Origin of the sequence: Celeribacter neptunius (genome assembly GCF_900113955.1) — a bacterium.
Taxonomy (GTDB): domain Bacteria; phylum Pseudomonadota; class Alphaproteobacteria; order Rhodobacterales; family Rhodobacteraceae; genus Celeribacter; species Celeribacter neptunius.
In genome coordinates this window covers 340255-365344 of sequence record NZ_FORH01000001.1, presented here as the reverse complement: position 1 = coordinate 365344, position 25090 = coordinate 340255, and the positions used below count along the sequence as shown (strand labels likewise).

Below are 25090 nucleotides of genomic sequence, written 5' to 3'. Positions count from 1 at the left end.
TTTGTCGGAAACACTCATCCGAAAGGCCCGCGCATCGGCGGGCCTTTTGCTTTGGTGTAAAGTCGGCTTTGTGGATGGAGGGGGCCTTTGCACTTACCGACGCGCGCCGTGACAAGCCTGCCCGTGGGCTGGCGCTTAGACAACGGCGGTCTAAGCTTTATCCCAGCCAAATCCTCAAGAGCTCAATCTCTTGCGCGCGGATGACAATGCGCCAGCCCGGTCGTGCTGGAAGCACGCCTCCGGCGTGACACGGGCAGGCGCAGGCGCGGCGGCCTTTGGCCTTGTTCCGCGCCGAAAGGGCCAATGTCCGCAAAGGCCTCTTTGCGCCCTTGTCATCTTGCACGTCACACGGCATCACGTCTCCATGACCGATCTGCCCACCCTCACCTCCGATTGCGCCCAATGCGCCGCCCTGTGCTGTGTCGGGCTGACCCTGGACAAGGGCGATCTGTTTTCCTTCGACAAACCGGCGGGCACGCCCTGCCCCAACCTGTCGGGTCACCTGTGTGCCTGCCACAGCCAGCTTGAAGAGATCGGCAATCGCGGCTGCGTCCTCTATGATTGCGCCGGCGCCGGGCAGCGGGTGGTGCAGATGCGCTTCAACGGTGAGAGCTGGCGCGACGACCCGACGCTGCTCCCCGCCATGCTCCGCGATTTCGAGCAAATGAAACCGCTGCACGAGCGGATGAAACAGCTCACCGAGGCCGGGGCGCTCGCCCTGCCCCCTGCGCTTGAGACCGAACGCCAAAGGCTCCTCCGGAAATGCGCCCGGCTCTGGGCCGACACACCGGCGCTCGCCCGGGATTTCGAGGCGTTTCTGGACGCGATTGTCCCGCTCTCAGAGGCCTGAGCCCCACCTGAGCGCTTGCAGCACTCCGCGCCAAGCCCTACATTCTCCACCGAATACCGACACGACGCCAAGGAGCGCCCTAAATGGCCATTACCGCCGCCGATATCGAACATCTGATCCGCGAGGCTTTCCCCGACGCCCATATCATCGTGCAAGGCGATGACGGTCAACATTTCGCCGCCGAGGTGGTCGACGCCTCCTTCGCCGGCCAGAACCGGGTGCAACAGCAGCGCGCCGTCAATGCCGCCCTCAAGGAAAAGCTTGCCAGCGGCGAGCTGCACGCGCTGGCGCTGACCACCCGCGCCCCCGAGTAAACGCGGAAACCCGTGGAATTTCTGGCCGGAGCCGCCGAAGCACTCTATATTGTGCTCAACCGCCTGCCCCGGCTTTTCAGATACGGGCTTCGCGGGCTCAGGGAGCAGCCCGCCGAAGACAACCGAAAGGAACAGACATATGTCCGCCAAAGATACCATCCAGACCATCGTCAATGACAACGATGTCGTGCTTTACATGAAAGGCACGAAAATGATGCCGCGTTGCGGTTTCTCGTCGAAAGTTGCCGGCATCCTCAATTTCATGGGCGTCGATTACGCCGATGTCGACGTGCTCGCCGATGAGGAAATCCGTCAGGGGATCAAGGAATTCTCCGACTGGCCGACCATCCCGCAGCTCTACGTCAAAGGCGAATTCGTCGGTGGCTGCGACATCGTGATCGAAATGACGCTCTCGGGCGAGCTTGACCAGATGCTGTCCGACAAGGGCGTCGCTTTCGATCAGGAAAAAGCCGACCAGATCCGCGCCGCGAACGTCTGAGCCTCTCTGGCACGAAAGTTAAGAAGGCGCGTCCCATCCGGGCGCGCCTTTTGCATTTCCAATGGCCTGGAACGGTCTATTCCGTCCCGAAATTCTCCGGCATGAACATGCAGCCCTTTGCCAGCACACGCTGATCGGCGCCTTTTTGCAGGATCAGCCGGGTCTGATCGCCCGGGGCTTCGAAATAGAGGTATTCTTCTTCCTCGCCGACGTAATGGGTGTAAAACGACGATCCGTCCGGCCCCGCGCCTTGCGGATAGAACACCATCAGCTTGTCCTCGGCATAAAGGATCACGAAACTGTCGCCGGTCTCCTCGATCGGCAGGTAGACCCGCGGCAGGACCACCCCGTCTTCGCAGACATAGCGCCCCTCGACGATATCTTCGGCAAGCGCCGCAGAGCCGGTAGCAATCAGAGCTGCGGCCGCGGCCAAGCGCGTGAACCGTCCCGTCATATGGACCTCCCCTTCCCCTCGCCGGGTCGTCAGCTTGTCGTGACGCCCAGACGCTCTTCGAAGGCGGCCGCCATGCTTTCGGCCCGCGCCGCCATTTCCGCCAGCGTGTCGGTGATCTCGGCGGGCACGACAGGCACTTCGAGCTTCTGCGGCTCCGGTTCGGGGCGCGCACGCAGCTCTTCGATCAGGGCTTCCTGCGCTGCCAGCTTGCTTTCGAGCGCCTGCATTTGCTCTTCCATGCCGGCGGTCTTGTCGGCCAGCATCAGCCCGGCCATCAACAGCATCCGTTCGGAGGGCAGACGCCCGATCTGGCTCGCCAGCACCGAGGCCTCATTGTCGAGAAGCTGCGCCGCCGATTTCAGGAAATGTTCCTCGCCCGCCTGACAGGCGACTTCAAACTCGCGTCCGCCGATGGAGATTTTCACTTCGGGCATCTCTTATACCTCCCCTGCGGTCGACGGCAGGGCGCCATTGCGCGCCATCACCGCTCTGAGCTCTGTGACAATGGCGTCGAGCTCGGTCTTCTCGGCCTCGCGCGCCACCCGCAGCGAGTCCAGCTCGACCTTCATCCCGGCATCGATCAGCCCGGCATCCGCGAGCCCTTCGGCATTGGCCGCGCGCAGGGCGGCATTGTTATCGCGCAGCTGAGCCGTCACATGGCGCAGCTTCTGCATCTCCTGGTCGTGATCCATCAATTGCCGACGCAGGGTTTCGATCTCTTCCTCGAGCGAGGCGACATGCCCCTCCTGACGATCATGAATGGCCTTGACCCGGGCTTCGAGCTGGGAATTGGTCGCTTGTTGCACCTCAAGCTCGGCGGTCAGACGGCTGATTTCCGCCTCCGCCGCGGCCTCCGTGGCGTCCTCTGCGGGCTGTGCCGTCTCGGCCCGTTCTTCGGCCACCGCAACCGCGCGCCCGATCCGCTCCAAGGCCGCCGTGATCCGGGCTTCGAAATCTGAAATCTCGCTCATCGCCGTGTTCTCACATTCTGCTCTGTTTCTCGCTGTTTTCTCTCTGGCCTGCTTTGTCACAGACAGGTTTATACAGCTTTATACAGCGTTAGGTGTTCATGAGCCCCGCCGCCGGCGCCCCGTATCCGACATGAAAGCCGAAACTTCCTTTGTCCTCAAGGGCGAAGCGTACAGACCTCATGCTATGCATCTTGATTCGAGAGCCTACCCGATGGCGCGGGAATGTCCAACATGCGACGCATTTACGCGGGAAAACCGCCATCAAGCGCCATTTCGGAGGGGTCGGCGGGCCCCGCATGGCTTGCACATTTCCCTGACATCGTTATCAGGGTCCCGAAAGCCGTCCCCCGCAAGGCGTTGAGAAACACCCGGGGGTTTGGCCGACTATGGGAGCCTAGAGGAGACCTGCTCGTGGATATCGCTACCCTGCGCGAGGCGCACCCCGATCACTGGCTGCGTGCTGCCGCCATCCGTACCCTGACGCTCGATGCTGTCGCCGGTGCGAATTCCGGTCACTCCGGCATGCCGATGGGCATGGCCGACGTCGCCACCGTGCTGTTCGAGAAACACCTGAAGTTCGACGCCTCCGCGCCCACATGGCCGGACCGTGACCGGTTCATCCTGTCGGCGGGCCATGGCTCCATGCTGATCTATTCGCTCTTGTATCTCACCGGCTACAAGGAAATGCCGCTCGAGCAGATCAAGAACTTCCGTCAGATGGGCGCCAAGACCGCCGGTCACCCGGAAAACTTCCTCCTCGATGGTGTCGAGACCACCACCGGCCCGCTGGGTCAGGGCATTTCCAACGCCGTCGGTTTCGCCATGGCCGAAGAGGCGCTGCGCGCCCGTTTCGGTGCCAAGCTGCAGAACCACCACACCTATGTGATGGCCGGTGACGGCTGTCTCATGGAAGGCGTGTCTCAGGAAGCCATCGCGCTGGCCGGGCGTCAGAAGCTCGGCAAGCTCATCGTCTTCTGGGACAACAACAACATCACCATCGACGGCACCGTGGACATCGCCGACCGTACGAACCAACCGATGCGCTTCAAGGCCGCCGGCTGGCATGTGCAGGAAATCGACGGCCATGACCCGGACCAGATCGACGCCGCCATCGCGGCCGCGAAGAAATCCAAGAAACCGTCGATGATCGCCTGCAAGACCCATATCGCTCTCGGCCACGCGGCGCAGGACACCTCGAAAGGCCATGGTGCTCTGACCAACGCCGATCAGCTCGCCGCCGCCAAGGCCGCTTACGGCGTCAACTGGGGCGCCTATGAGGTCGCCGCCGACGTCAAGGCCCAGTGGGAAGAGATCGGTGCCAAAGGCCGCGAAGAGCGTGCCGCCTGGGAAGCCCGGTTCGAAGAACAAAGCGAGCGCCGTCAGGCCGAATTCAACCGCGTCTTCGCCGGCGAAGCCCCGAAGAAACTCTCCGCCACGATCAAGGCGTTCAAGAAACAGATCTCGGACGAGCAGCCGAAAATGGCCACCCGCGCCTCCTCGCAGAAGGTGCTCGAAGTGATCAACCCGATCATGCCCGAGACCATCGGCGGCTCCGCCGATCTCACCGGCTCGAACAACACGCTCACCGGCGACATGGGCGTGTTTGACGAGACCAACCGCAAGGGCCGCTACGTTTACTACGGCATCCGCGAACACGGCATGGCCGCGGCGATGAACGGTATGGCGCTGCATGGCGGTATCCGCCCCTATGGCGGCACCTTCTTCTGCTTCACCGATTACGCCCGCCCGGCGATGCGTCTGTCGGCGCTGATGAAGATCCCGACCACCTATGTCATGACCCACGATTCGATCGGTCTTGGCGAAGACGGTCCGACCCACCAGCCGGTCGAACATCTGGCGATCTGCCGCGCCACGCCCAACACGCTGACCATCCGCCCGGCGGATACGGTGGAAACGGCCGAGGCCTGGGAAATCGCGCTCACCGCGCAACAGACCCCGACCGTTCTGGTGCTGACCCGTCAGGGCGTGCCGACGCTGCGCACCGAGCACAAGAACTCCAACCTCGTGTCGAAAGGCGCTTACGTGCTGGCCGAGGCCGAGGGCAAACGCGAAGCCATCTTGATCGCCACCGGCTCCGAAGTGGCGATTGCCATGGAGGCCCGCGCGCTCTTGCAGGAAAACGGCATCGGCACCCGCGTCGTCTCCATGCCGTCGATGGAGCTTTTCGCCGAACAGGACGAGGCCTATCGCCGCAAGGTGCTGCCGGCCGGTCCGGTGCGCGTCGGCATCGAGGCCGCCATGCGCGCCGGCGGCTGGGATCGCTGGCTCCTGGGCGAGCGCGGTCGCGAGGCCAAGCAGGCTTTCGTCGGCATGGATCGTTTCGGCGCCTCAGCCCCGGCCGAGGAGCTCTACGAGAAATTCGGCATCACCGCGACGAATGTCGTGGCACAGGTCAAGGCGCTGCTGGGCTAAGCCCCGACCGAGCGCATTTTGAACGCCCGCCGTTTCGGCGGGCGTTTTTCTTTGTCCGCGCCCCGGATGCCGCAAAAGCTCCCGTCCTGACACCGATCATGGCGCGCTGGCCCGCCCCGTGCGATACTCCTTTGCGAAGACTGAAAGGAGGATGTCATGCGACTGTTTCTCGTTCTTTTGAGCCTCGGGCTGTTGATCGGCTGCGAGACCATGACCCCGACAGAATATCCGCTCTCCGAAGAGACCTGTGCGCCGGGTGACCCGGTGCAGGATATGTCCTCGAACGACTGTGTTCTACCGGTGACGGGTCTCTAGGATCTAAAGCGTTCCGCCAAAAAACTGAGACACAGCTTTTGGCGGAGCGCAGTACGAAGTCTAAGCCTTGCACGCGCCTCGCCTTTATCTGATGAGGAAGGCTTAAAGGCGTGACGCTTGAAGGCGTCTCCGCGCGATTAGGAAGACGTGCAAGCTCCGTAAATGCGGCAGTATTTGGAGCTGATGTTGAATGCTGCGCAATGTTGGCGCTAACAGGCATGTTTTCGCTAACATGTTGGCGTTAAATGCTTTTCCGCCATAGCACACATTTGTATACCGGCCCGGACTCCCATTCCTGACCTATAGAGAGCCTGGAGACGCACATGACCATCAAACTCGGTATCAACGGTTTCGGCCGGATCGGACGCTGTACCCTTGCCCATATCGCCGAGGCCGGCCTCAACGAGGTCGAGGTCGTCAAGATCAACGCCACCGGCCCGATCGAGACCAACGCGCACCTGTTCAAATACGACTCGGTGCATGGGCGCTTCTCCGGCAATGTGAAGGTCGCCGGCAACACCATGGATCTCGGCCAGGGTCCGATCGAGGTCATGTCCACCTACAATCCCGAAGAGCTGGATTGGGAAGGTGTCGACGTGGTGCTCGAATGTTCCGGCAAGTTCAACGACGGTGAGAAATCCTCGGTGCACCTGCGCAATGGCGCCAAAAAGGTGCTGATCTCTGCGCCCGCCACCAATGTCGCGCGCACCGTGGTCTTCGGCGTCAACCACCGCGACATTCTGGCCGAGGACAAGATCATCTCCAACGGCTCCTGCACCACCAACTGCCTCGCTCCGCTGGCCAAGGTGCTCAATGACGGCATCGGCATCGAGAGCGGCATCATGACCACGATCCACAGCTACACCGGCGATCAGTCGACCCATGACCGTCGTCACAAGGATCTCTACCGGGCGCGTGCCGCCTCGATGGCGATGATCCCGACCTCGACCGGCGCCGCGAAAGCGCTGGGTCTGGTGCTGCCGGAACTCAAGGGCAAGCTCGACGGCACTTCCATTCGCGTCCCGACACCGAACGTCTCCTGTGTCGATCTGACCTTCCAGGCCTCGAAAGACGTCACCGTCGAGGACGTGAACGAGGTGGTGCGCGAAGCCGCCGCCGGTCACATGGGCGCGGTGCTGGGCTATGACCCGGAACCGAAAGTCTCGATCGACTTCAACCACACCACCGAATCCTCGATCTTTGCCCCGGATCAGACCAAGGTCGTCGGCCGCACCGTGCGGGTCTTGGCCTGGTATGACAACGAATGGGGATTCTCGGCGCGCATGGCCGATGTCGCCGCCGCAATGGGGCGTTTGAACTAAGCCAGTCCCAGGCGCGCCTTTCAGGGCGGGGGCGGAGGACCCCCGCCTTGTTCATTTCTCACGAAAACCGAGATCCGGAGGCCAGCCTTCGGATCCTTTTGTGTTTTTTTTGATCTGCCCCCTTTTTTTCTCGCCCCCTCTGACGCATTGTGCGGCCAAGATAGGTGTTGGCACGGAACATGACTGACAAAATCGCCGTCGGGCTCGCCATAGTTATTGCGATTGCACTCGGCCTCGATTTTGGGATGACCGGGGGAGAAGGCACTTTGTTCCTCGCCCGGAAAATTCTCAGGCTGATCCACTGGGTCGCGTTCTGGCGCTGACATTTTCATTTTGCCCGCCGGCAAGACTGTCGGCAATTCGGCGCGAATTTTGATGGTGTTTACGCTAACATCGCGCTAGATCATCGGGCGACATGCTTGTTTCAACCGTGCGTCTCCCTGGAGCTGCACGGGTCATATAAAGGGGGGACATCCTCCGTTCCCTCTCCTGCCAACGCGTCAAGGAGGTGCTGTTATGGCCGTGAAAGTCGCAATCAATGGATTTGGTCGGATCGGACGCAATGTCTTGCGTGCCATTATCGAGTCGGGTCGCACCGATATCGAAGTGGTCGCAATCAACGATCTGGGCCCGGTCGAGACCAATGCCCATCTGCTGCAATTCGACTCGGTGCATGGCCGTTTCCCGTCCGAGGTGAAATTCACCGAAGACACGATCGACGCCGGTCGCGGCCCGATCAAGGTGACCGCCATCCGCAACCCCGAGGAACTGCCCTGGGGCGATGTCGATATCGCGCTCGAGTGCACCGGCATCTTCACCGCCAAGGAAAAAGCCGCGCTGCACCTGAAGAACGGTTCCAAGCGCGTGCTGGTCTCGGCCCCTGCCGCCGGTGCCGACAAGACCGTGGTCTTCGGCGTCAACGATGACGTGCTCACCGCCGATGACATCATCGTCTCCAACGCGTCTTGCACCACCAACTGCCTGTCGCCGGTGGTGAAAGTCCTCAATGACGAGATCGGTATCGTCAAAGGCTTCATGACCACGATCCACAGCTACACCGGCGACCAGCCCACCCTGGATACGATGCACAAGGATCTGTATCGCGCCCGCGCCGCTGCCCTGTCGATGATCCCGACCTCCACCGGTGCTGCGAAAGCCGTGGGGCTGGTGCTGCCGGAACTCGCCGGCAAGCTCGACGGTGTCGCGATCCGCGTGCCGACCCCGAATGTCTCGGTGGTCGACCTGACTTTTGAGGCCGCGCGCGAGACCACCGTGGAAGAGATCAACGATGCGATCCGCAAGGCCGCCGATGGCCCGCTCAAGGGCGTTCTGGGCTATACCGACCGCAAGCTGGTGTCCTCGGACTTCAACCATGACAGCCACAGCTCGATCTTCCACACCGACCAGACCAAGGTCATGGAAGGCACCATGGTCCGTATCCTGACCTGGTACGACAACGAATGGGGCTTCTCGAACCGCATGGGCGATACCGCTGTCGCCATGGCGAAATTCCTCTGACACGGATCGGGCGGGACCATATCCCGCCTGCGCTCATCTGGCCTTGCAAGGCCGAACCTGATACGCTCGCGCACGAAACGCAGTTATCCCGCGCGAACGGGAGAAGGACGCCCCGGAGCTCACGCTTCGGGGCGTTTTGATGTGAAGACGCACCATCAGGCTTGTGACCCGTATCGGGAATGATATGTGAAAGACATCCCTGTCCCGCATTTCCTCTTCACCACGCGCTATTCACAAAGGCCCTCTCAACACAGAAGAGCCCAACACACCCGGTTCCCCCATGCCCAACCTCTCGACACTCCTGAGCGAATTCATCACCCTGTGGGTGGTCATCGACCCGATCGGCACCCTGCCCGTCTTTATCGGTGCCACCGCGAGCTTGTCGCCGAAATACGCCCGCATGGTCGCGGCACGGGCGGTGTTGATCGCCTTTTTCATCCTTCTGGCCTTTATTCTGCTGGGCCAGATCGTGCTTGACGCGCTCGGTCTCGGACTGCCGTCCTTCCAGATCGCGGGCGGGCTCGTCCTCTTCCTGTTCGCGCTCACCATGATCTTCGGCGACGGCAAACCCTCGCACGAGACGGCCCAAGTCGAGAAACCGCTCCGCGACCAACAGATGCAGGCGCGGCGCGTCGCCGTATTTCCGCTGGCCATGCCGTCGATCGCCTCGCCCGGCGCGATGCTGGCGGTGGTGATGCTCACCGACAATGATCGCTTCTCCATCACCCATCAGGCCATGACGGCTTCCATGATGACGGTCGTTCTCCTGATCACGCTGATGATCCTGATCGCTGCGCAACCAATCCTCAGAGTGCTGAAAGAAACCGGGGCCGCCATCGTGTCACGCGTCATGGGCATGATCCTCGCCGCCGTCGCCGTCGATGCGGTGCTCAAAGGCTTTGTCGCCATCGGAGTTATCCCGGAGTTTTGATCAATCCGGGCCGGGCGCAATGCGCCCATGCGCCTTTCGCCCCCCCCATGCGCTGAACGCATATCCAATCTGGCGAACCGGCATTGGTGTTAGCGCCCATACAGGCGCATAACCGGGGCATCGAAACGCTCAAGCCCCGAAAGGATCGGCACGATGAAAACCCTCGTCTCCCTCGCCTCCGCCGCCCGCAAACGGGCCGAATACCGCCGCACACTCGCCGAACTCGACGCCCTGCCCGCCAAGGTCAAGGCAGACCTCGATCTCGATCACGACCGCGCCTGTGCGCTGGCCCGGGATGCGATCTACGGCTGATCGGCACCCGCGCACCGCGACCGGCTTCACGCACAAAGCCCCGCCTCTCCTCCCGGCGGGGCTTTTCATTTTGCAGCAGCCATTTGCGGGAACGCCCTGTGATGAGACCGCCCTAAGGACGGCCCTAGGCTCCCTAAGGCCCCAAGAGGTCAGCCGGTGAACTTTTCCAAAAGCCGTTTCTCCACTTCGGGAGCGACGAATTTCGAGATATCGCCATCGAGCCGGGCAATCTCTTTGACCAGTTTCGAAGCAATCGCCTGATGCCGGGCATCGGCCATCAGGAACACGGTCTCGATCGTATTGTCGAGCGCCCGGTTCATGCCCACCATCTGATATTCATATTCGAAATCCGCCACCGCGCGCAGACCCCGGATGATGATCGTGGCATTGACGTCGCGGGCGCATTGGATGAGCAGGTTCTCGAACGGATGCACCACGATCTCGCAGCCGGTGTCCTCGGCAAGACCGGCGGTGTAATCCTTGAGCATCTCGACCCGCTCTTCGAGGGTGAACATCGGCCCCTTGTCGCGGTTGATCGCCACCCCGATCACCAGACGGTCCACCAGGGCACAGGCCCGGCGAATGATGTCGCCATGGCCATGGGTCACCGGGTCAAACGTCCCAGGGTACAATCCGATGCGCATCTTTGATTGCATGGTGGCGGCTCCTCCTCTTTCTGCAGTGCACGCAACAATATTGCGACTGCGAAATCAAGGGGCTTGCGGCGCAAACGCTCCGTCATCCGTCATAAATGCGTCACCCGAATTGGAGAAAGGCCCCGGGGCCTTCCTCGCCTGCACAAATGCAGCGGTGGTGACACCCGGGCTCAATGCCCCATGATCATGCCTTCGAGCGCATTGTTTTCCATCGCCAGCTCATCGAGCCGGGCCTTGACCACATCGCCGATCGAGACAAGGCCGATCATCTCGCCATTCTCGATCACCGGCATATGGCGGAACCGTCCCGTGCTCATCCGCTCGAGCACCGCCAAGGCGGTATCATCGGATTTGCAGCTGGTCAGTTTGGAGGTCATGAAGTCGGACACTTTATGCACCAGAACCTCGCTGCCGATCTTGCCCAGCTCGCGCACAATGTCGCGTTCGGACAGGATGCCCTCGGGTTTCTTCGGATCTGTCGCGACGATCACCGCACCGATCTTGCGCGACGACAGAAGCTCTGCCGCCTCGCCGACCGTCATATCCGGCCGAATGGTGATGGTTTCCTCAATGGCCTTGGCTTTCAGGATTTGTCCAACAATCATAGTTCCTCCCTAAATGATCAATGCCGTTTCCAGCAGTTACGCGTCTCCCTGACTGTTAGCGTTCACTGACTGCGACAATCTGTCAAGCTCCCTATAAGTCTCGGTTACTCCCCGCTCTCGAGCCCGGCGACCTCCTCGCGCATGATCTGCACCAGAAGCTCGGAAAACCGCGACAGGCGCTCGACCTTGCGATCATCGGCGTGACGCACCAGCCAAAAGGCACGTTTGAGCCGGATGGTCTCGGGCAGAACCCGCTGCAGACCCGGCACGAAGGGCAGGCAGAAATCATGGATGACCCCGAGGCCGAGCCCGGCGCGGATCATGTTGAGCTGCACCGAAACCGAGTTGGAGGAAAAATCCACACGGCCCAGCCCGATCTCCTCGATATAATCGAGCTCCTTGTCGAATATCAGATCCGGCACATAGCCGACCATCTTGTGGCCCTTGAGCCCCCCGGGCGTTTCGATCGGCGCATGTTGGCGCAGATACCAGCGCATCGCCGCCAGCGAGAGGTGATAATCGGTGATCCGCTGCACCAGAAACCGCCCGGATGTCGGCGCCGAGACGCTCACCGCCAGGTCCACCTCGCGTTTCGACAGGTTGAACAGCCGCGGATGGGCAATGATCTGCACTTCGAGCTGCGGATGCTGCTGCGCGATTCGCGCCACCACCCTGGGCAGCACGTAATTGGCACAGCCATCCGGGGCACCGATGCGGATCACCCCCTTGAGCCCTTCGTCACCTTCGCCCGAGACGTCCTCGGCCCCCAGCGACACGGCCTGTTCCGCCGCTTCGGCATGGGCCAGAAGCCGCCCGCCGTCGCGCGTCAGCTCGTAGCCCTGGGGCGATTTGGCGAACAGGGTCACACCGAGCCCCTCTTCCAGCCGGGCGATACGACGCCCGACCGTGGCCGGGTCGATCTTGAGCTGTCGCCCGGCCCCCGACAGGCTTTCGGTCCGCGCCACCGCCAGAAACACCCGCAGATCATCCCAGTTCATCGCCATGCTCGCTTTCGATCCAGTTCCAGGGCTTTGCATGAATGCAAAACGTTTTTGAAATCTTCGCTCTGTTTGACAAAATTTCGCAAGACTAGACTGAGGGCAAGACGTAAATTTCGGTCAGAATCTCGGGGAGAATTCCATGCAAGAGCTGAAACATTTCATCAACGGTGCCTATGTCGCCGGCACCTCCGGGCGCTTCTCCGAAGTGCGCAACCCGGCCACCGGCGAGGTCATCGCCAAAGTGCCGCTTGCGACCCCGGCCGAGCTCGACGCCGCCGTCGAAAAAGCCGCCGCCGCTCAGAAAGAATGGGCTCAGGTGAACCCGCAGCGCCGGGCTCGCATCTTCATGAAATTCGGCGCATTGATCAACGAGAACATGGACCGCCTCGCCGAATGCCTCTCGCGCGAACATGGCAAGACCATCCCGGACGCCAAGGGCGATGTGCAGCGCGGCCTCGAAGTGGTCGAGGTCTGCATGGGCACGCCGTCGCTGATCAAGGGCGAGTTCACCTCGGATGCCGGCACCGGCATCGATCTCTATTCCATGCGCCAGCCGCTTGGCGTCGTCGCTGGCATCACCCCGTTCAACTTCCCGGCGATGATCCCGCTGTGGAAAATGTCGCCGGCGATCGCCTCCGGCAATGCCATGATCCTGAAACCCTCCGAGCGCACGCCGATGACCTCCTTGATGCTCGCCGAGATCTTCAAGGAAGCCGGTCTGCCGGACGGTGTGTTGCAGGTGGTGCATGGCGACAAGGACGCCGTGGACGCAATCCTCGACAATGACACCATTCAGGCCGTCGGCTTCGTCGGCTCCACCCCGATCGCCCAGTACATCTATGGCCGCGCCGCCACCAATGGCAAACGCGCGCAATGTTTCGGCGGCGCCAAGAACCATATGGTGATCATGCCCGATGCCGATATGGACAAGGCCGCTGACGCGCTGGTCGGCGCCGGCTTTGGCGCGGCGGGCGAACGCTGCATGGCGATTTCGGTCGCCGTCCCGGTCGGCGCTGACACTGCAGAGGCGCTGATCGAACGTCTCGTGCCGAAGATCGAGAAACTGAAAGTGGCGCCCTACACCGCCGGCGACGATGTCGATTACGGCCCGGTGATCACCGCCCAGGCAAAAGAACGGATCGAAGGGCTGATCAGCTCCGGCGAAGACGCCGGTGCGACGCTGGTCACCGACGGGCGCGGCCTCAGCATTCAGGGCTATGAGGATGGCTATTTCGTCGGCCCGACCCTGTTCGACAATGTCACCCCGGACATGGAGATCTACAAACAGGAGATCTTCGGCCCGGTGCTCTCGGTGGTGCGCAAGGACAGCTACGAGGATGCTCTCGAGCTGATCCAGGACAACCAATATGGCAATGGTACGGCGATCTACACCGCCGATGGCGATGTCGCCCGCGATTTCGTCAACAAGGTCGAGGTCGGCATGGTCGGCGTCAACTTCCCGATCCCGGTGCCGCTCTCCTATTACTCCTTCGGCGGCTGGAAGAAATCGGCCTTCGGCGATCTCGACCAATACGGTCCCGATGCGTTCAAATTCTACACCAAGACCAAGAAGGTCTCGGCCCGCTGGTTCTCCGGCATCAAGGACGGCGTAGCGCTGAACTTCAAGTCGATCGACTGATCCCCCTGCCCGTGTCGCCGACGGCACAGGGTTTTCGAACAATATCGAGCGGGGTCCAGTTTCTGGGCCCCGCTTTCTTATACATTTCAAGCAATTCCGCCTTCCCCCTTGACCGGGCGCACAAGCTGGCGAGACTGGCCCCATGACAGAGCTTATTCTCCGCAAACAGGGCGTGGCCGGACGGATCACGCTCAACCGCCCCGAGGCCCTGAACGCGCTCACCCCCGGCATGTGCAAAGGCATCCGCGACGCGCTCGCATTGTGGCGCGATGATCCCGAGGTGCATTGCCTGGTGATCGACGGCGCGGGGCCGCGCGCCTTTTGCGCCGGCGGCGATATTGCCGAGGTCTACGCCCATGGCACCCGTGGCGACGCCTCCTTCGCCCAGAATTTCTGGCGCGACGAATATCACCTGAATCTGGCACTGGCCGAGTTCCCAAAACCGGTTGTCGCCCTCATGCACGGGTTCACGCTTGGCGGCGGGGTCGGTATCGGCGGGCATGCGCACAAACGCGTGGTCTGCGAGACCAGCCAGATCGGCCTGCCGGAATGCACCATCGGGCTTGTGACCGATGTCGGCGGCACATTGCTTCTGGCCCGCGCCCCGGGACGCTTGGGCGATTTTCTCGCGCTGACCGCCTGGCGCATGGGGCCATTTGAGGCGATCAGCGCCGGGTTCGCCGACCGCTATGTGCCGCAGGACCTGTGGGAGCCGATGCTGACGCGCCTGTGCGAAAGCGGCAATCTCTGTGTGATCGACGCCTTTGCCAAACCTTTCACCCGGCCAGAGCTCCTCGATGCGGTCGAGGCCCTCTCTCCGGCGCTCGCGCAAGACAGCCTGGCAGAGCTCCGCACCGCACTTTCCGAGGCGCCCGGAGAGCTGGCCGCCAAAGCCCTGCGCCTGATCGACAAGAACGACCCGCTCGCAATGGCCGCCTCACGGAGGCTGATTGCGGAGGCGCGCCAGCATGACAGCCTGAGAGAGGCCTTGGCCGGCGAATTCCGCTATACCGCCCGTGCCATCGGGCAGAGCGATTTCCTCGAAGGCATCCGCGCCCGCGTGATCGACAAGGACGGCGCACCAAACTGGTCGCATCGGATCGAAGAGGTCGAAACCGTCGCGGCATCGCTCCTCGACCCTCTTGGCGAGATGGAGCTTTGGGTCCAGAGCCCGCAGTAATCTCCATGGCGATCTCCGCGCTGCGGCAATTCGGCAAGCGGTGAGTTTGTCACTGACAGGCCGTCCGGAAGCGCCTAATCTGAGGGTGGTTAACAATTCTATCCTGAAGGGAATTCCCATGCTCAAGAAAAATGTCGGCGGGCTGGACCGCATCCTGCGCATCGTTGTGGGCCTCGCCCTGATCGCCGGTTTCTTTGTCAACACCGAGGCCTCGATGCGCTGGCTCTACCTGCTCGGGATCATCCCGCTGGCCACCGGCCTGATGTCCTCGTGCCTGCTCTATACGATCCTCGGGATCAACACCTGCAAGAAATAAGCGAACGCGCGGGCCTCAGGGCCCGCCTCCCCGCGAGGCATGTTTTGTCCCCTTTGCGGGACGAAGGGGACCTTCGAACTTTGCACCACCGCCCGGAATAGCAACGTAGTTGCCCGGGCGTGCGCCGGACCGTCCCGGCGGTCAGGCGCATTGCCATCTTCGTGCAACGCTCGGATCTCTTTTGGGTGTGGCAGACATAAAGCGCAGCGTTCAAGCGTTGCTGCGCCAGCCCACGGTCCAGCGCACGCCCTCGTGACCAATATCTAGTAAGGGATCGAAGCCACGTTCAGCCGGAATGCGCCAGCGCATCAAGCGCCTCGCGATCGGTGAGACGCACCAGCCCGCGTCCGGTTTCCACCCAGCCCCGGCGCTGAAACTCCTGCAATTGCCGTGAGATCACCTCGCGCGCCGTGCCCAGCTCGGCCGCCAATTGCGCATGCGTCGCCTTGAGCTCGCCCGCCCCCAGAGACAATTGCAGAATCTTCTGTGCCAGACGGATATCAACCTTCTGAAAGGCGATTTCCTCGATCACATGGAACAGATCGGTGATCCGGCGCGAATAGGCAGAGAAGACAAAGGTCCGGAAACTCTGGGATTTCGCCACCAGATCATCGAACACCCGACGCGGAATGGCAACCGCTTCGACATCGGTCTCGGCCACGCCTTCGGCCGCGTAATCCTCATAGGCCAACAGGCAGGCGGTGGTCATCACGCAGCTTTCGCCGGCATGCACCCGGTAGAGCACGATCTCGCGCCCGCCCTCGGTGGTCTGCTGCACCCGCACCGTGCCTTCCAGGAGCATCAGGAGATTCTCGGGGCGTTTGCCCGGTCCGAACAGGAGCGTGCCGGGCGTCAGATGGACGATCTGGGACTGCGCGACGAGCCGCTCGCGCACCCTGGGCTCCAGATTTGCCAGCCCTTCAAACCGTTCGATCCAATCCATCCCTTTTCCCTTCGCGCTCGGGGTGCAAGGGGACTATTTAGAAGCTTGTGGCCTCTTCGACAATCTCTGTCAGCAAATCTTCCACCGCCTGCATCGGACCGTCGGGATAATCGTGGAAACCGATGGTGACCTTGCCCGCCTGATCGGCGACGTAGATCGAATAGGGGCAATGCACGATATTCCCCGGATCGGCTTCCATCACCTGACGCGACACGGTGGCCGAACAGAACAGGAAGACATCCGCCGCATCGAACAGCACCACATCGGAGCCGACATCTGAGCGGGTGCGCTCGAGCATCTCACCCGTATGGCTGCGATAGTCGATCACCAGCCCTTTCGAGATGATCGCATCCTCGACGGCAAAGGCCGCATCCTCGAATGAGCCATCATAGTCGAAGGTGATCGCAGCCTCATTGGCAAACGCGGGCGCAGCCAGAAAGGCCCAGAGAACCGTCGCTTTGAACGTTGTTTTCATGTGAAAATCCTCCCTGAATTCACTCTACCCGAGAGTGTCTCCCGACGGTAGCATAGAAAAAGGGCGGCCCCAAAGCCGCCCTTTCGCACATCCGGTTCGCTTATTGCGAGACCGATTTCAGATATTCGATCACCGCAGCGATCTCATCGTCTTTCTTCAGACCGGCAAAGGTCATCTTGGTCTTCTTGTAGACGCCTTTCGGCTTGGCGAGGAATTCGGCCAGATGCGCCTCATCCCAGACCGTGCCGGCATCATGCGCACCCATCATGTCAGAGGAATATTTGAAATCCCCGACATGGGCGACCGGAGCACCGAAGACACCGTTCAGCACCGGACCGGTGCGGTTCTTGGCACCATCGCCGACCTGGTGGCAGGCCTTGCACTTCTTGAAGACCTTTTCGCCTTCGGCGGCGAGATCGGCATCGAAGGCCATGGCGGTCACCACCTCGGCGGGGGCGTCCTCGACCGCGGCCGGGGCCTCAGCCGGTGTCTCGGCGACAGCGGCGACTTCGGTCTCGGTCGCAGCGGCGGGTTCGGCGGCGGCCTGATCGGTGCCCTCCTCTTCCGGCGTCACGTCGAGAACGGTCGCACGCTTGGTGATCTCGACCGTGTCCTTGCAGTCGTGATAACAGGCGTTCGCCTCGGTGAAGATCCCGTATTCCGACTCCCCCCGGTCATCGACGACGAAGCCGCCGGCGTTGGGCATTTCGACGTCGAGGAAATTCTCGTTCGAAAGCACGAAATCGTCTTCGACGATATAGTTCGAATAGAGAATATAGGCGGTGATCGCATAGACGTCGTCATCCGTCATGGTCTGGGCATTGCCAAACGGCATGGAGCGGCGGACATAGTCATAGACGGTCGAAAGATACGGCCAGTAGGAGCCCACGGTCTTCAGCGGGTCCTTGTCGGCCAAGGTGCCGTCGCCGCCTGCGAGTTTCGGCCAGTTGCCCACGCCTTCGGCAAACTCGCCGTGACAGACGGCACAGTTTTCCGAAAAGATCATCTCGCCATCTTCGACAGAACCGGAGCCGACCGGCAGACCATCGCCATTCGGCGACACGTCGAGGTTCCAGGCCGCGATCTCTTCCGGCAGGGCCGGACGACCAAGGCCGAGTTTCTCGGCGAAAGCCGGGGCGGTGAGCGTTGCGACGAGCGCCGTCGCCGTCATCAGTTTAGGAAGAAACTTCGACATTCTCTGCCTCCCCGTTCGTGTTGACATGCCAGGTCTGGATACAGTTGTTGTGATAGACCGAGTTCTCGCCGCGCACTTCGCGCAGCTGCGCCTTGGTCGGCTGGACATAGCCGGTCTCGTCATGAGCGCGCGATTGCAGCAGCATCTCTTCGCCATTCCACTCGGTGTCGAGATAGAAACGCGTGAGCGCCATTTTCTCGCCGGGCTTGGCGAGACGGGCCTTTTCCCAGGTCTTGCCGCCGTCTTTCGACACATCGACACCGGTGATGGCGCCGCGACCGGACCAGGCGAGACCGGTGATCACCAGCGGGCCCTTGCCATGGGTGATCGGCATTTGCGGGCTGGGCGAGGTGACCACGGATTTCGCATCCATGACCCAGGTCCATTTGCGCGAGGTGCCGTCGGCGAGCGTGTCGGTGTATTTCGAGGTTTCCTCGCGAGACTGCACGGCCTGGGCCGTCACTTCGATGCGACGCAGCCATTTCACCCACATGTTGCCTTCCCAACCGGGCACGACGAGACGCACCGGGTAGCCATGCTCCATGCGCAGGGCTTCGCCGTTGGCCTTGAACGCGACGATACAATCGTCGAGCGCTTTCTCCATCGGGATCGAGCGACCGTTCGAGGAGGCATCCGCGCCCTCAACGTAGACCCATTTGTCCTTCAACTCGCCCGCGGCATCGAGACCCGCCTCTTCGAGAAGCGTGCGCAGGGTCACCCCGGAATATTCCATGTTGTGGATCATGCCATGGGTGAATTGCGACCCGTTGAGCTGGGCGCCGGCCCATTCCATGCCGGTGTTCGCAGCACATTCCAGGAAATAGGTGTGGTTCACACGCGGGAAGCGTTCGAGATCCTCATAGGTGAAGACCAGCGGCTGATCGACGAGGCCGTTGATCATCAGGCGGTAGTCTTCTTTCTTCAGCTCGATGGCACCGGAGTGGTGACGTTCGAACGCGCAGCCCTGCGGCGTGATCGTGCCGTCCAGAGCATGGATCGGCGTGAAGTTGATCGAGGAGATCGGATCTGCGGTCAGCCAGGGCACGTTGCGACGGATCACGTCGCCTTCGTATTTGATCGGCAGACCATAGGGTGTCTCATCGACGCCGGCGCCGGTGGACATGGCCCAGTCCTGTTTCTCGGTGATCAGCGGATCGGGGCCGCTCTGTGCTGCGGCACCCGAGGCTGCCAGCCCGACGCCCGTGGCCGCCGCCCCGCGCAGGAAAGCGCGGCGGGAGGGGCCTTCGCCCTGCCCTTGCGAGATGTCATTGGGGGTGTCACTCATTCTTGTGTCTCCCTTTTGAGGTTGTGCGTTCCAGGCCTGTCGGCCCAAGTCTCTTTCAATTGCAGGCGCCGCAACTCAGGCGCCCGTCACTTTCACCGAGGTGTTCGGCTCGATATGCACCGTGCCCTGTTTGCGGATGTGATCCTCGACCACGTCCCAGATCTGCGGCCCTTCGGTGCCCTCGTTGACCGAGGCCCATCCGGCGACCGAATAGGTCTTGGCCGGATCGAGTTTCTCGCCGGTCTTGAGCATCACGATATCGGTGATCCGCTCGCCCTGCGGCTTGGTCACGTCGATGGCGTAGCCAAGCCCGCCCATGCGCACCATGTCGCCGCCCTGCTGGTAATAGGGATCGGGGTTGAACAGGTTGTCGGCCACGTCCTCCATGATCGTATGGATGTATTCGCCGGTCATCTCGGTGCGGTAGGCCTTGCCATAGGTCATCGAGGTGGCGTTCCAGATGTCCTCGCGGGTGATCTTGTCACCCGGCATGATCGAGGGACCCCAGCGCACGCCGGGAGACATGGCGATCTCGGCATCACGTTCGGACATCAGCGCGTCACAGATCAGATCGTCCCAGGTGCCGTTGAAATTGCCGCGACGGTACAAGAGGCTGTCGGTCTCGCCGATCACCTCGGACATGGTGTCCTCATAGGGGGCGCGTTGCTCATCGATGAGCGCACTCACCGCCTTGTCGGGCTCGATCACGTCGGAGAAGATCGGAATGAGCTTGTGACGGAACCCCATCATCCGGCCGTCGCGCACGTCGAGATCGACACGGGAAACGAATTTGCCGTTGGAGCCGGAGGCGATGATGATGGTCTCGCCGACCAGCACCGGTTCCGGCAGCGCGTCATGGGTGTGGCCCGAGAGGACGACATCAATGCCCTTGACGAGCGACGCCATCTTCTTGTCCACGTCGAAGCCGTTATGCGACAGCAGCACCACGAGCTCGGCGCCCTGCCCCTTCACTTCGTCGACCACCTCCTGCATCCGCTCGGTGCGAATGCCAAAAGAGTATTCCGGGAACATCCAGCCCGGGTTGGCGATCGGCATATAGGGGAAGGCCTGACCGATGACGGCGATTTTCACGCCACCGCGCTCAAAGAATTTATAGGGCGCGAAATCCTCCGCCGGTTCATCCCATTCCGCGTCGTAGATATTGGCGCCCAAAGCCGCAAAGGGCAGATCGCCGACGATCTCGCGCACACGCTCAGACCCCAGGGTGAATTCCCAGTGGAAGGTCATGGCATCGGGCTTGAGCGCGTTCATCACATTGACCATGTCCTGGCCCTCGGTGTGATAGCAGGTGTAGGAGCCGTGCCAAGTGTCGCCACCGTCAAGCAAGAGCGCATCGGGCCGCGCCGCGCGGATCGAGTTGATCACGGTCGAGACGCGGTCGAGCCCGCCGACCTTGCCATAGGCTTTGCCCAGGGCGGTGAAGTCATTGTAGGTCAGCGCATAGGCGGAGGGAGAGTTGTCCTCGACGCCGTAGAGCTTGCGGAAATCCGCGCCTGTGACATGCGGCACCGCGCCCTTGTTGCCGCCGACGCCGATGTTGATTTCCGGCTCGCGGAAATAGATCGGCTTGAGCTGCGCATGGATATCGGTGACATGGATCAGCGACACATTCCCGAAAGTATCGAATTCCAGGAGCTGGTCCTGGGTCAGGGCCTGTTGCGCTGCGAGGCGCGCCCAATTGCCAAAGCCGGAGGCGCCCACCATGGCCGAAGCTGCCATGGACACCTGAAGGAAATCACGACGGGAAAGCATGCGTGGAACTCCGTTGTCTGACGCATATCCGCATGGGGGCATGCGGGTTTTATGCGTAAATTTGAATATATTGGGAGGGAGAAGGCCCCGCTCACGGGCACGCAAGCGGGGCCTCGAAAAGGTTAGTTGCGGACAGAGGGGCCTTCGACGGAAAGGCCGTTGCCACGGGACGCCACGTAGAGCTCGAGCGCGAGGAATTCCTCGGACCCCGGCTTGAAGGTCTCGGCGCGGGTATCACGCACACAGCCTTTGAAGCGGCCCTGGGCACTGGTCAGCTTGGTGTCTTTCAGACGATACACCGGGAAACCGTTGACCTGGCCCTGCGACAGGTGATCGGCACGGATCCAGTTGCCATAGTTCTGCTCGTGGCAGCTGGCACAGGACAATTCGAGCTGACCATAGCGGGTATAGTACATCTCTTTGCCCTTTTCCCACATCGGCTGGGCCGGACCGTCGATGGCGACGTTGACCGGGGTACCGCGTGCGACAGAGGCCAGAAGCGCGAGATAGTTCTTCATCAACTGGCTGTCGTATTTCTCTTTCTCGGCGCCCATCCGTTCGGTGAGGCAGTCATTGACCTGCATCTGGATGTTGTAGACCTGTTCCTTGGCGTCGTTCCATTTCGGATAGGTCGGACGCACATTGGCGAGGCTCTCCGGACCGTCATGGCAATCGGCACAGGACTTGCCTTCCGAGCCCATCGGTGTCTCGAACGCCACCATGGCCTCTTCGACGAAGAGCATGGCGGGGTTGTCGAAATCGTCCATTTCCATCGCCTGGGTCTCATCCGAACGGAACACCCAGCCGGACATGATCTCGTCGAGCGCCCCTTCGAGATGCGCCGGAGCCGCGGTCTTGGTCACGATCGGGATCTCGCCGTTGATCACCAGTTCCGCATTCTCATCGGCAAAGGCGGGCATGGTGATGGCAAGCGCCGTCAGAGCCACAGCAGTGCCGAGCATTTTATTGATTTTCATGCGTTTCTCTCCTCCCTGGGGTTGGCATACGCCCCACGCGAATGGCGGGGCGCACACGGGCCTTGGTCAAGCGATCTCAATCGCCTTCGCATCCTCGTAGACGGAACCGTCGTCGTCGTACCAGGTGAATTTGAACTCACCGGCTTCGGGCACGGTGGCATCGAATTCGATGTAAGGGTTGGTCGAGATCGCCGGTTCGAGCGTCACATCGATCACGTTCTGACCGTTAAAGTCACAGGTGAAGCGATTGATGATCGAACGCGGGATGATATTGCCGTCGCTGTCCTTGCGCTGGCCCGATTCCATCGGGTGCGAGATGAGCGTCTTGATCGTGATGACCTCGCCAGCAGATGCCGACTTGGGGACTTTCACGCGGGGTTTGACACCAGATGCCATATTCTTTGTCTCCTAGATAAGTCGGTTGATCAGCCGCCGCAGCCGCCGATGGTGACCTTGACGGTCGAGGACGTTTTCACGAACGAACCATCGGCCATTTTCGCGATCGCAACCACATCCTGGGTGCCGGCGAGGCGGACCCGGGTGGAAGCCATTTGCGAACCGGCCAGCGGGCCGAAGTTGAACACCGCAATGCCCGGGGTCGGGTTGCCGGTGGCATAGACCGCGATGGCCACGGCGCCCGGTGCGTCGACCGAGATCGGAACCGTGTTGCCGTTTTCGGCGATTTCCGGGGCGGTCAGGGTGATGCCACCCTCGCCGGCCTCGGCACCTCCGGTGAATGCGGCGATGGCGTCATCGGCTGCGGCAGAGGCGCGGAGCGGCAGAAGTGCCACTGCCGTCGCCCCGAGACCGAGAGCCATAGCGTCACGTCGTGTGAGATTCATGTAAGTGCTCCTCTTAGAGATCAGGAAGTCGAAAGACGATCACTCGTCTTTCAGCGTCATCAGATAGGCGACCACATCCTCGACCTGCTGGGCCGACAGGATCGGCGGCAGATCGGCCGGCGCGGCCTTGCCCGTGTAAGCGTCACCCGGACGGATGAAGCCATCGACCTTGTAGAAGGCCGGCATAACGGTCCCTTCAAAGGTCATTTTTGCATTGGCCACGAGACCGCGCAGCTCGCCTTCGCTCCAGCGCGAGCCGGCGCCATCGAGGATCGGCCCGATATTGCCCGGGAAAGGCACATCGGCATAGGCCACCGCCTCATGGCAGGAGACACAGTTGCCCATCGATTTCGTGGTCATGATCTTACGACCTTCGTCGGGGTTGCCGGGAGTTCCGGTCAGCGAGGCTTCAACCGCGCCGTACTCGTCGAACTGAATGTCGCCCGGGGCCGTTTCGGCCAGTGCTGCGCCGGTCATCAGACCGAGTGCAACAAGACTGGTTGCGATGCGTTTCATGTCTCCTCCCTAAAAGACTGTGTTTGGATTCCCGCATATCTGCGTTGTTGGTTCTGCATACCGTAGCGTGCGAATTTGTCGCAATGCAAGAACAAATTCAAAAAATCGAATTTTCTGCACTGCCGCGCAGCAGAAAGCCGCTCACCGCAAAAGATGTATTATTCACTTACGTTTAGCTTACCCTGCTCTTGCTGTTTGGCAACCATGCGCGCGTGATATTTCTGAAAGGGCTCATCGCCCTCATAGCCGTGATCCAGCACCCATTGCATCATGTTGTAGGTGGTCAGTTTGCCAAAGGCACCGGGCACGGTCGACACCGCGGCATCCTTGGCCGACACCCCCTCGGCCACCTGTTCCGGGAAGTACATGGAGGTCGGCGTGAACAGCATGCCCCACTTCTGGACCACGTCCTTTTCAGGCAGTGATTCGCCGTCGAAATCGGTTACTTCGACATCCCCGAACATGTTGATCTGAATGACAAAGAAATTGTCCTCGATCATCTTGGTGATTTCCGGGTCCGGGTAGACCTCCTCATGCATTTTCTTGCAGTAGATACAGCCGCGCTGCTCGATCATAATGAGCAGCCGCTTGCCCTCGGCATTGGCCTCGGCGAGATCCTCGCGCAGATCCTTGAACGTGTCGCGCTGCCACTGCGTCTTGTGCAACCCGTCGTCGCCCATCTCCACCGCCAGGCTCGGCGATGCGAGCGTCGTAAGACCGGCGGCCAGGCCGGTCGCGAGACCGGCGGCGATGAAGCTGCGTCGTGCGATATTCAACATGTTACAGGCTCCCTTTTGAACCGATTTTGGTAAAACCGGGGAAAGCGTCGAGCATCCAGGCCGCGATCGCATTCACCGAATTGGTGAGAATCAGAATGGCAAACAGGATGAGGAACAGCCCCATCACTTTTTCCACCTTGGGCAGATGCCGGCGGAACTTTGCCGCAAACCGCAGGAAGGGTTTGATGAACACCGCCGCCACCACGAAGGGCGCGGTCATGCCGATGCCGAACACCACCATCATGATCAGCCCGCGCAGCGCCGTCGCCTCGTTCGAGGCCATCATCACCACGCCGACCAGCACACCGCCGACACAGGGCGTCCAGCCGGCAGCAAAGGCGAGACCGACGATATAGGACGACCAGACGGTCATGTTGCGGGTGTCGCCGGCCTGCATCTGGAACTGCCGGTTGAGAAAACCGATTCGGATGATGCCGAGAAAATGCAGCCCCATGACGAAGACGATCGCCGCCGAGGCGAAGCGGAAAATATCCTGATGGCTGCGGAACGCCTGGCTGAGCGAGAACGCCGCCGCCCCCAACAGAACGAAAACGGTGATGATACCGAGCGAGAACATCACCGAAGAGAGAATCGCGCGCCGGCGCGCCCCGGGGGCCAATTCGCCCTCGGCATTGATTTCCGACATCGATGTGCCGGCCATATAGGACAGGTAAAACGGCACGATCGGCAGGATGCAGGGTGAAAAAAACACCACAAGCCCGCCCAGAAGGGCCGAAATAAAATTCACGTCTAACATTCTTCCTCCCAATGTGAATTCCGGTTTGTGTCCGGACGGGGCTCCTCCCCGACCGCCCCGTTGACACCGCGCTTTGTCGGCGGTTTGAACACGGCGGCTTGTGTCATTCACACATTCAAATTATGTTGATTATGTCGCACCCGTCAATCGGTATACAAATGTTGACAAGAATTACGTCTGTTTTACTCGCCCTATGCGTGCTGATTCTTTCGCCCGCGGGCCCTGCCTCTGC

General features: G+C 61.3%; 30 protein-coding genes. 13 read left to right on the top strand and 17 right to left on the bottom strand.

Annotation, left to right across the window (positions count from 1 at the left end; genetic code table 11):
• Positions 1-364 precede the first annotated feature (364 nt).
• The 3 genes from BM151_RS01895 (at position 365) to grxD (ending at position 1663) form a co-directional block, all read left to right on the top strand.
• Positions 365-850: a hypothetical protein gene (locus BM151_RS01895; protein ID WP_090056402.1), complete on the top strand. Its 486-nt coding sequence runs from the start codon at positions 365-367 to the stop codon at positions 848-850.
• Between the two features lie 83 nt (positions 851-933).
• Entirely contained in the window at positions 934-1164 is a 231-nt protein-coding gene (locus tag BM151_RS01890) for a BolA family protein (RefSeq protein ID WP_090056400.1), read from the top strand.
• A gap of 139 nt (positions 1165-1303) precedes the next feature.
• On the top strand, positions 1304-1663 hold the full coding sequence (gene grxD, locus BM151_RS01885; RefSeq protein WP_090056397.1) for a Grx4 family monothiol glutaredoxin: 360 nt from the start codon (positions 1304-1306) through the stop codon (positions 1661-1663).
• Positions 1664-1739: 76 nt separating this feature from the next.
• On the opposite strand, the gene BM151_RS01880 is transcribed toward grxD, so the two are convergent.
• From BM151_RS01880 to BM151_RS01870, 3 genes are read right to left on the bottom strand one after another with little or no spacing between them, the layout of a single operon-like run.
• Entirely contained in the window at positions 1740-2117 is a 378-nt protein-coding gene (locus tag BM151_RS01880; RefSeq protein WP_090056395.1) for a hypothetical protein, read from the bottom strand.
• A 29-nt stretch (positions 2118-2146) separates the two neighbouring features.
• Entirely contained in the window at positions 2147-2551 is a 405-nt protein-coding gene (locus BM151_RS01875) for a cell division protein ZapA (RefSeq protein ID WP_090056392.1), read from the bottom strand.
• Between the two features lie 3 nt (positions 2552-2554).
• Positions 2555-3088: a hypothetical protein gene (locus tag BM151_RS01870; protein WP_090056390.1), complete on the bottom strand. Its 534-nt coding sequence runs from the start codon at positions 3086-3088 to the stop codon at positions 2555-2557.
• 411 nt (positions 3089-3499) lie between these two features.
• On the opposite strand from BM151_RS01870, the gene tkt reads away from it, so the two are divergent.
• The 7 genes from tkt to BM151_RS21530 all read left to right on the top strand — a co-directional run bounded on the left by tkt (position 3500) and on the right by BM151_RS21530 (position 9919).
• Positions 3500-5521 (top strand): transketolase, encoded by a 2022-nt coding sequence (gene tkt / locus BM151_RS01865; protein WP_090056387.1) that lies wholly within the window; start codon positions 3500-3502, stop codon positions 5519-5521.
• 156 nt (positions 5522-5677) lie between these two features.
• Positions 5678-5836 carry a hypothetical protein gene (locus tag BM151_RS21535; RefSeq protein ID WP_177212995.1) on the top strand — a complete coding sequence of 53 codons (159 nt, stop codon included), beginning with the start codon at positions 5678-5680 and terminating at the stop codon, positions 5834-5836.
• A gap of 323 nt (positions 5837-6159) precedes the next feature.
• Positions 6160-7158, top strand: coding sequence for a type I glyceraldehyde-3-phosphate dehydrogenase (gene gap, locus BM151_RS01860; RefSeq protein WP_090056384.1), 999 nt, complete (start codon positions 6160-6162; stop codon positions 7156-7158).
• A 179-nt stretch (positions 7159-7337) separates the two neighbouring features.
• Entirely contained in the window at positions 7338-7481 is a 144-nt protein-coding gene (locus BM151_RS01855) for a glyceraldehyde-3-phosphate dehydrogenase (RefSeq protein WP_090056381.1), read from the top strand.
• Positions 7482-7674: 193 nt separating this feature from the next.
• Positions 7675-8676: a type I glyceraldehyde-3-phosphate dehydrogenase gene (gene gap, locus BM151_RS01850; RefSeq protein ID WP_090056380.1), complete on the top strand. Its 1002-nt coding sequence runs from the start codon at positions 7675-7677 to the stop codon at positions 8674-8676.
• Between the two features lie 280 nt (positions 8677-8956).
• Positions 8957-9607, top strand: coding sequence for a MarC family protein (locus BM151_RS01845; RefSeq protein ID WP_090056377.1), 651 nt, complete (start codon positions 8957-8959; stop codon positions 9605-9607).
• 153 nt (positions 9608-9760) lie between these two features.
• Positions 9761-9919, top strand: a complete 159-nt coding sequence (locus BM151_RS21530; protein WP_177212994.1) for a hypothetical protein — start codon at positions 9761-9763, stop codon at positions 9917-9919.
• A gap of 149 nt (positions 9920-10068) precedes the next feature.
• Here BM151_RS21530 and coaD read toward each other — a convergent pair whose 3' ends face one another.
• From coaD to BM151_RS01830, 3 genes are all read right to left on the bottom strand, one after another.
• Entirely contained in the window at positions 10069-10563 is a 495-nt protein-coding gene (gene coaD / locus BM151_RS01840; protein ID WP_090059098.1) for a pantetheine-phosphate adenylyltransferase, read from the bottom strand.
• Positions 10564-10745: 182 nt separating this feature from the next.
• A complete protein-coding gene (locus BM151_RS01835; protein ID WP_090056374.1) occupies positions 10746-11180 on the bottom strand; it encodes a CBS domain-containing protein in 435 nt (144 codons plus the stop codon).
• A gap of 104 nt (positions 11181-11284) precedes the next feature.
• Positions 11285-12178 carry a LysR family transcriptional regulator gene (locus BM151_RS01830; protein ID WP_177212993.1) on the bottom strand — a complete coding sequence of 298 codons (894 nt, stop codon included), beginning with the start codon at positions 12176-12178 and terminating at the stop codon, positions 11285-11287.
• A 142-nt stretch (positions 12179-12320) separates the two neighbouring features.
• On the opposite strand from BM151_RS01830, the gene BM151_RS01825 reads away from it, so the two are divergent.
• The 3 genes from BM151_RS01825 to BM151_RS01815 all read left to right on the top strand — a co-directional run bounded on the left by BM151_RS01825 (position 12321) and on the right by BM151_RS01815 (position 15316).
• Entirely contained in the window at positions 12321-13820 is a 1500-nt protein-coding gene (locus BM151_RS01825; protein ID WP_090056369.1) for a CoA-acylating methylmalonate-semialdehyde dehydrogenase, read from the top strand.
• Positions 13821-13962: 142 nt separating this feature from the next.
• Positions 13963-15000: an enoyl-CoA hydratase/isomerase family protein gene (locus tag BM151_RS01820; RefSeq protein ID WP_090056366.1), complete on the top strand. Its 1038-nt coding sequence runs from the start codon at positions 13963-13965 to the stop codon at positions 14998-15000.
• Between the two features lie 118 nt (positions 15001-15118).
• A complete protein-coding gene (locus BM151_RS01815) occupies positions 15119-15316 on the top strand; it encodes a YgaP family membrane protein (RefSeq protein ID WP_090056364.1) in 198 nt (65 codons plus the stop codon).
• 286 nt (positions 15317-15602) lie between these two features.
• On the opposite strand, the gene BM151_RS01810 is transcribed toward BM151_RS01815, so the two are convergent.
• From BM151_RS01810 to BM151_RS01760, 11 genes are all read right to left on the bottom strand, one after another.
• Positions 15603-16259 (bottom strand): Crp/Fnr family transcriptional regulator, encoded by a 657-nt coding sequence (locus tag BM151_RS01810; protein WP_090056362.1) that lies wholly within the window; start codon positions 16257-16259, stop codon positions 15603-15605.
• A gap of 37 nt (positions 16260-16296) precedes the next feature.
• Entirely contained in the window at positions 16297-16734 is a 438-nt protein-coding gene (locus tag BM151_RS01805) for a DUF302 domain-containing protein (protein WP_090056359.1), read from the bottom strand.
• Positions 16735-16834: 100 nt separating this feature from the next.
• Positions 16835-17929 (bottom strand): c-type cytochrome, encoded by a 1095-nt coding sequence (locus BM151_RS01800; RefSeq protein WP_090056355.1) that lies wholly within the window; start codon positions 17927-17929, stop codon positions 16835-16837.
• Complete coding sequence (gene soxC, locus BM151_RS01795; RefSeq protein WP_090056352.1) at positions 17910-19214, bottom strand: sulfite dehydrogenase; 1305 nt, start codon at positions 19212-19214, stop codon at positions 17910-17912. Before soxC ends, BM151_RS01800 begins: the two co-directional genes overlap by 20 nt.
• Positions 19215-19289: 75 nt before the next feature.
• Positions 19290-20987: a thiosulfohydrolase SoxB gene (gene soxB / locus BM151_RS01790; RefSeq protein ID WP_090056348.1), complete on the bottom strand. Its 1698-nt coding sequence runs from the start codon at positions 20985-20987 to the stop codon at positions 19290-19292.
• 122 nt (positions 20988-21109) lie between these two features.
• Positions 21110-21964, bottom strand: a complete 855-nt coding sequence (gene soxA / locus BM151_RS01785; RefSeq protein ID WP_090056345.1) for a sulfur oxidation c-type cytochrome SoxA — start codon at positions 21962-21964, stop codon at positions 21110-21112.
• Positions 21965-22030: 66 nt separating this feature from the next.
• A complete protein-coding gene (gene soxZ / locus BM151_RS01780) occupies positions 22031-22360 on the bottom strand; it encodes a thiosulfate oxidation carrier complex protein SoxZ (protein WP_090056343.1) in 330 nt (109 codons plus the stop codon).
• Between the two features lie 29 nt (positions 22361-22389).
• The gene (gene soxY, locus BM151_RS01775; protein ID WP_090056340.1) at positions 22390-22806 is read right to left on the bottom strand and encodes a thiosulfate oxidation carrier protein SoxY; all 417 of its coding nucleotides are present in this window, start codon (positions 22804-22806) and stop codon (positions 22390-22392) included.
• Positions 22807-22845: 39 nt separating this feature from the next.
• Positions 22846-23322, bottom strand: coding sequence for a sulfur oxidation c-type cytochrome SoxX (gene soxX / locus BM151_RS01770; RefSeq protein WP_090056336.1), 477 nt, complete (start codon positions 23320-23322; stop codon positions 22846-22848).
• A 158-nt stretch (positions 23323-23480) separates the two neighbouring features.
• Positions 23481-24101 (bottom strand): thioredoxin family protein, encoded by a 621-nt coding sequence (locus BM151_RS01765; RefSeq protein ID WP_090056333.1) that lies wholly within the window; start codon positions 24099-24101, stop codon positions 23481-23483.
• Position 24102: 1 nt separating this feature from the next.
• The gene (locus tag BM151_RS01760; RefSeq protein WP_090056330.1) at positions 24103-24858 is read right to left on the bottom strand and encodes a cytochrome c biogenesis CcdA family protein; all 756 of its coding nucleotides are present in this window, start codon (positions 24856-24858) and stop codon (positions 24103-24105) included.
• Between the last annotated feature and the right edge of the window lie 232 nt (positions 24859-25090).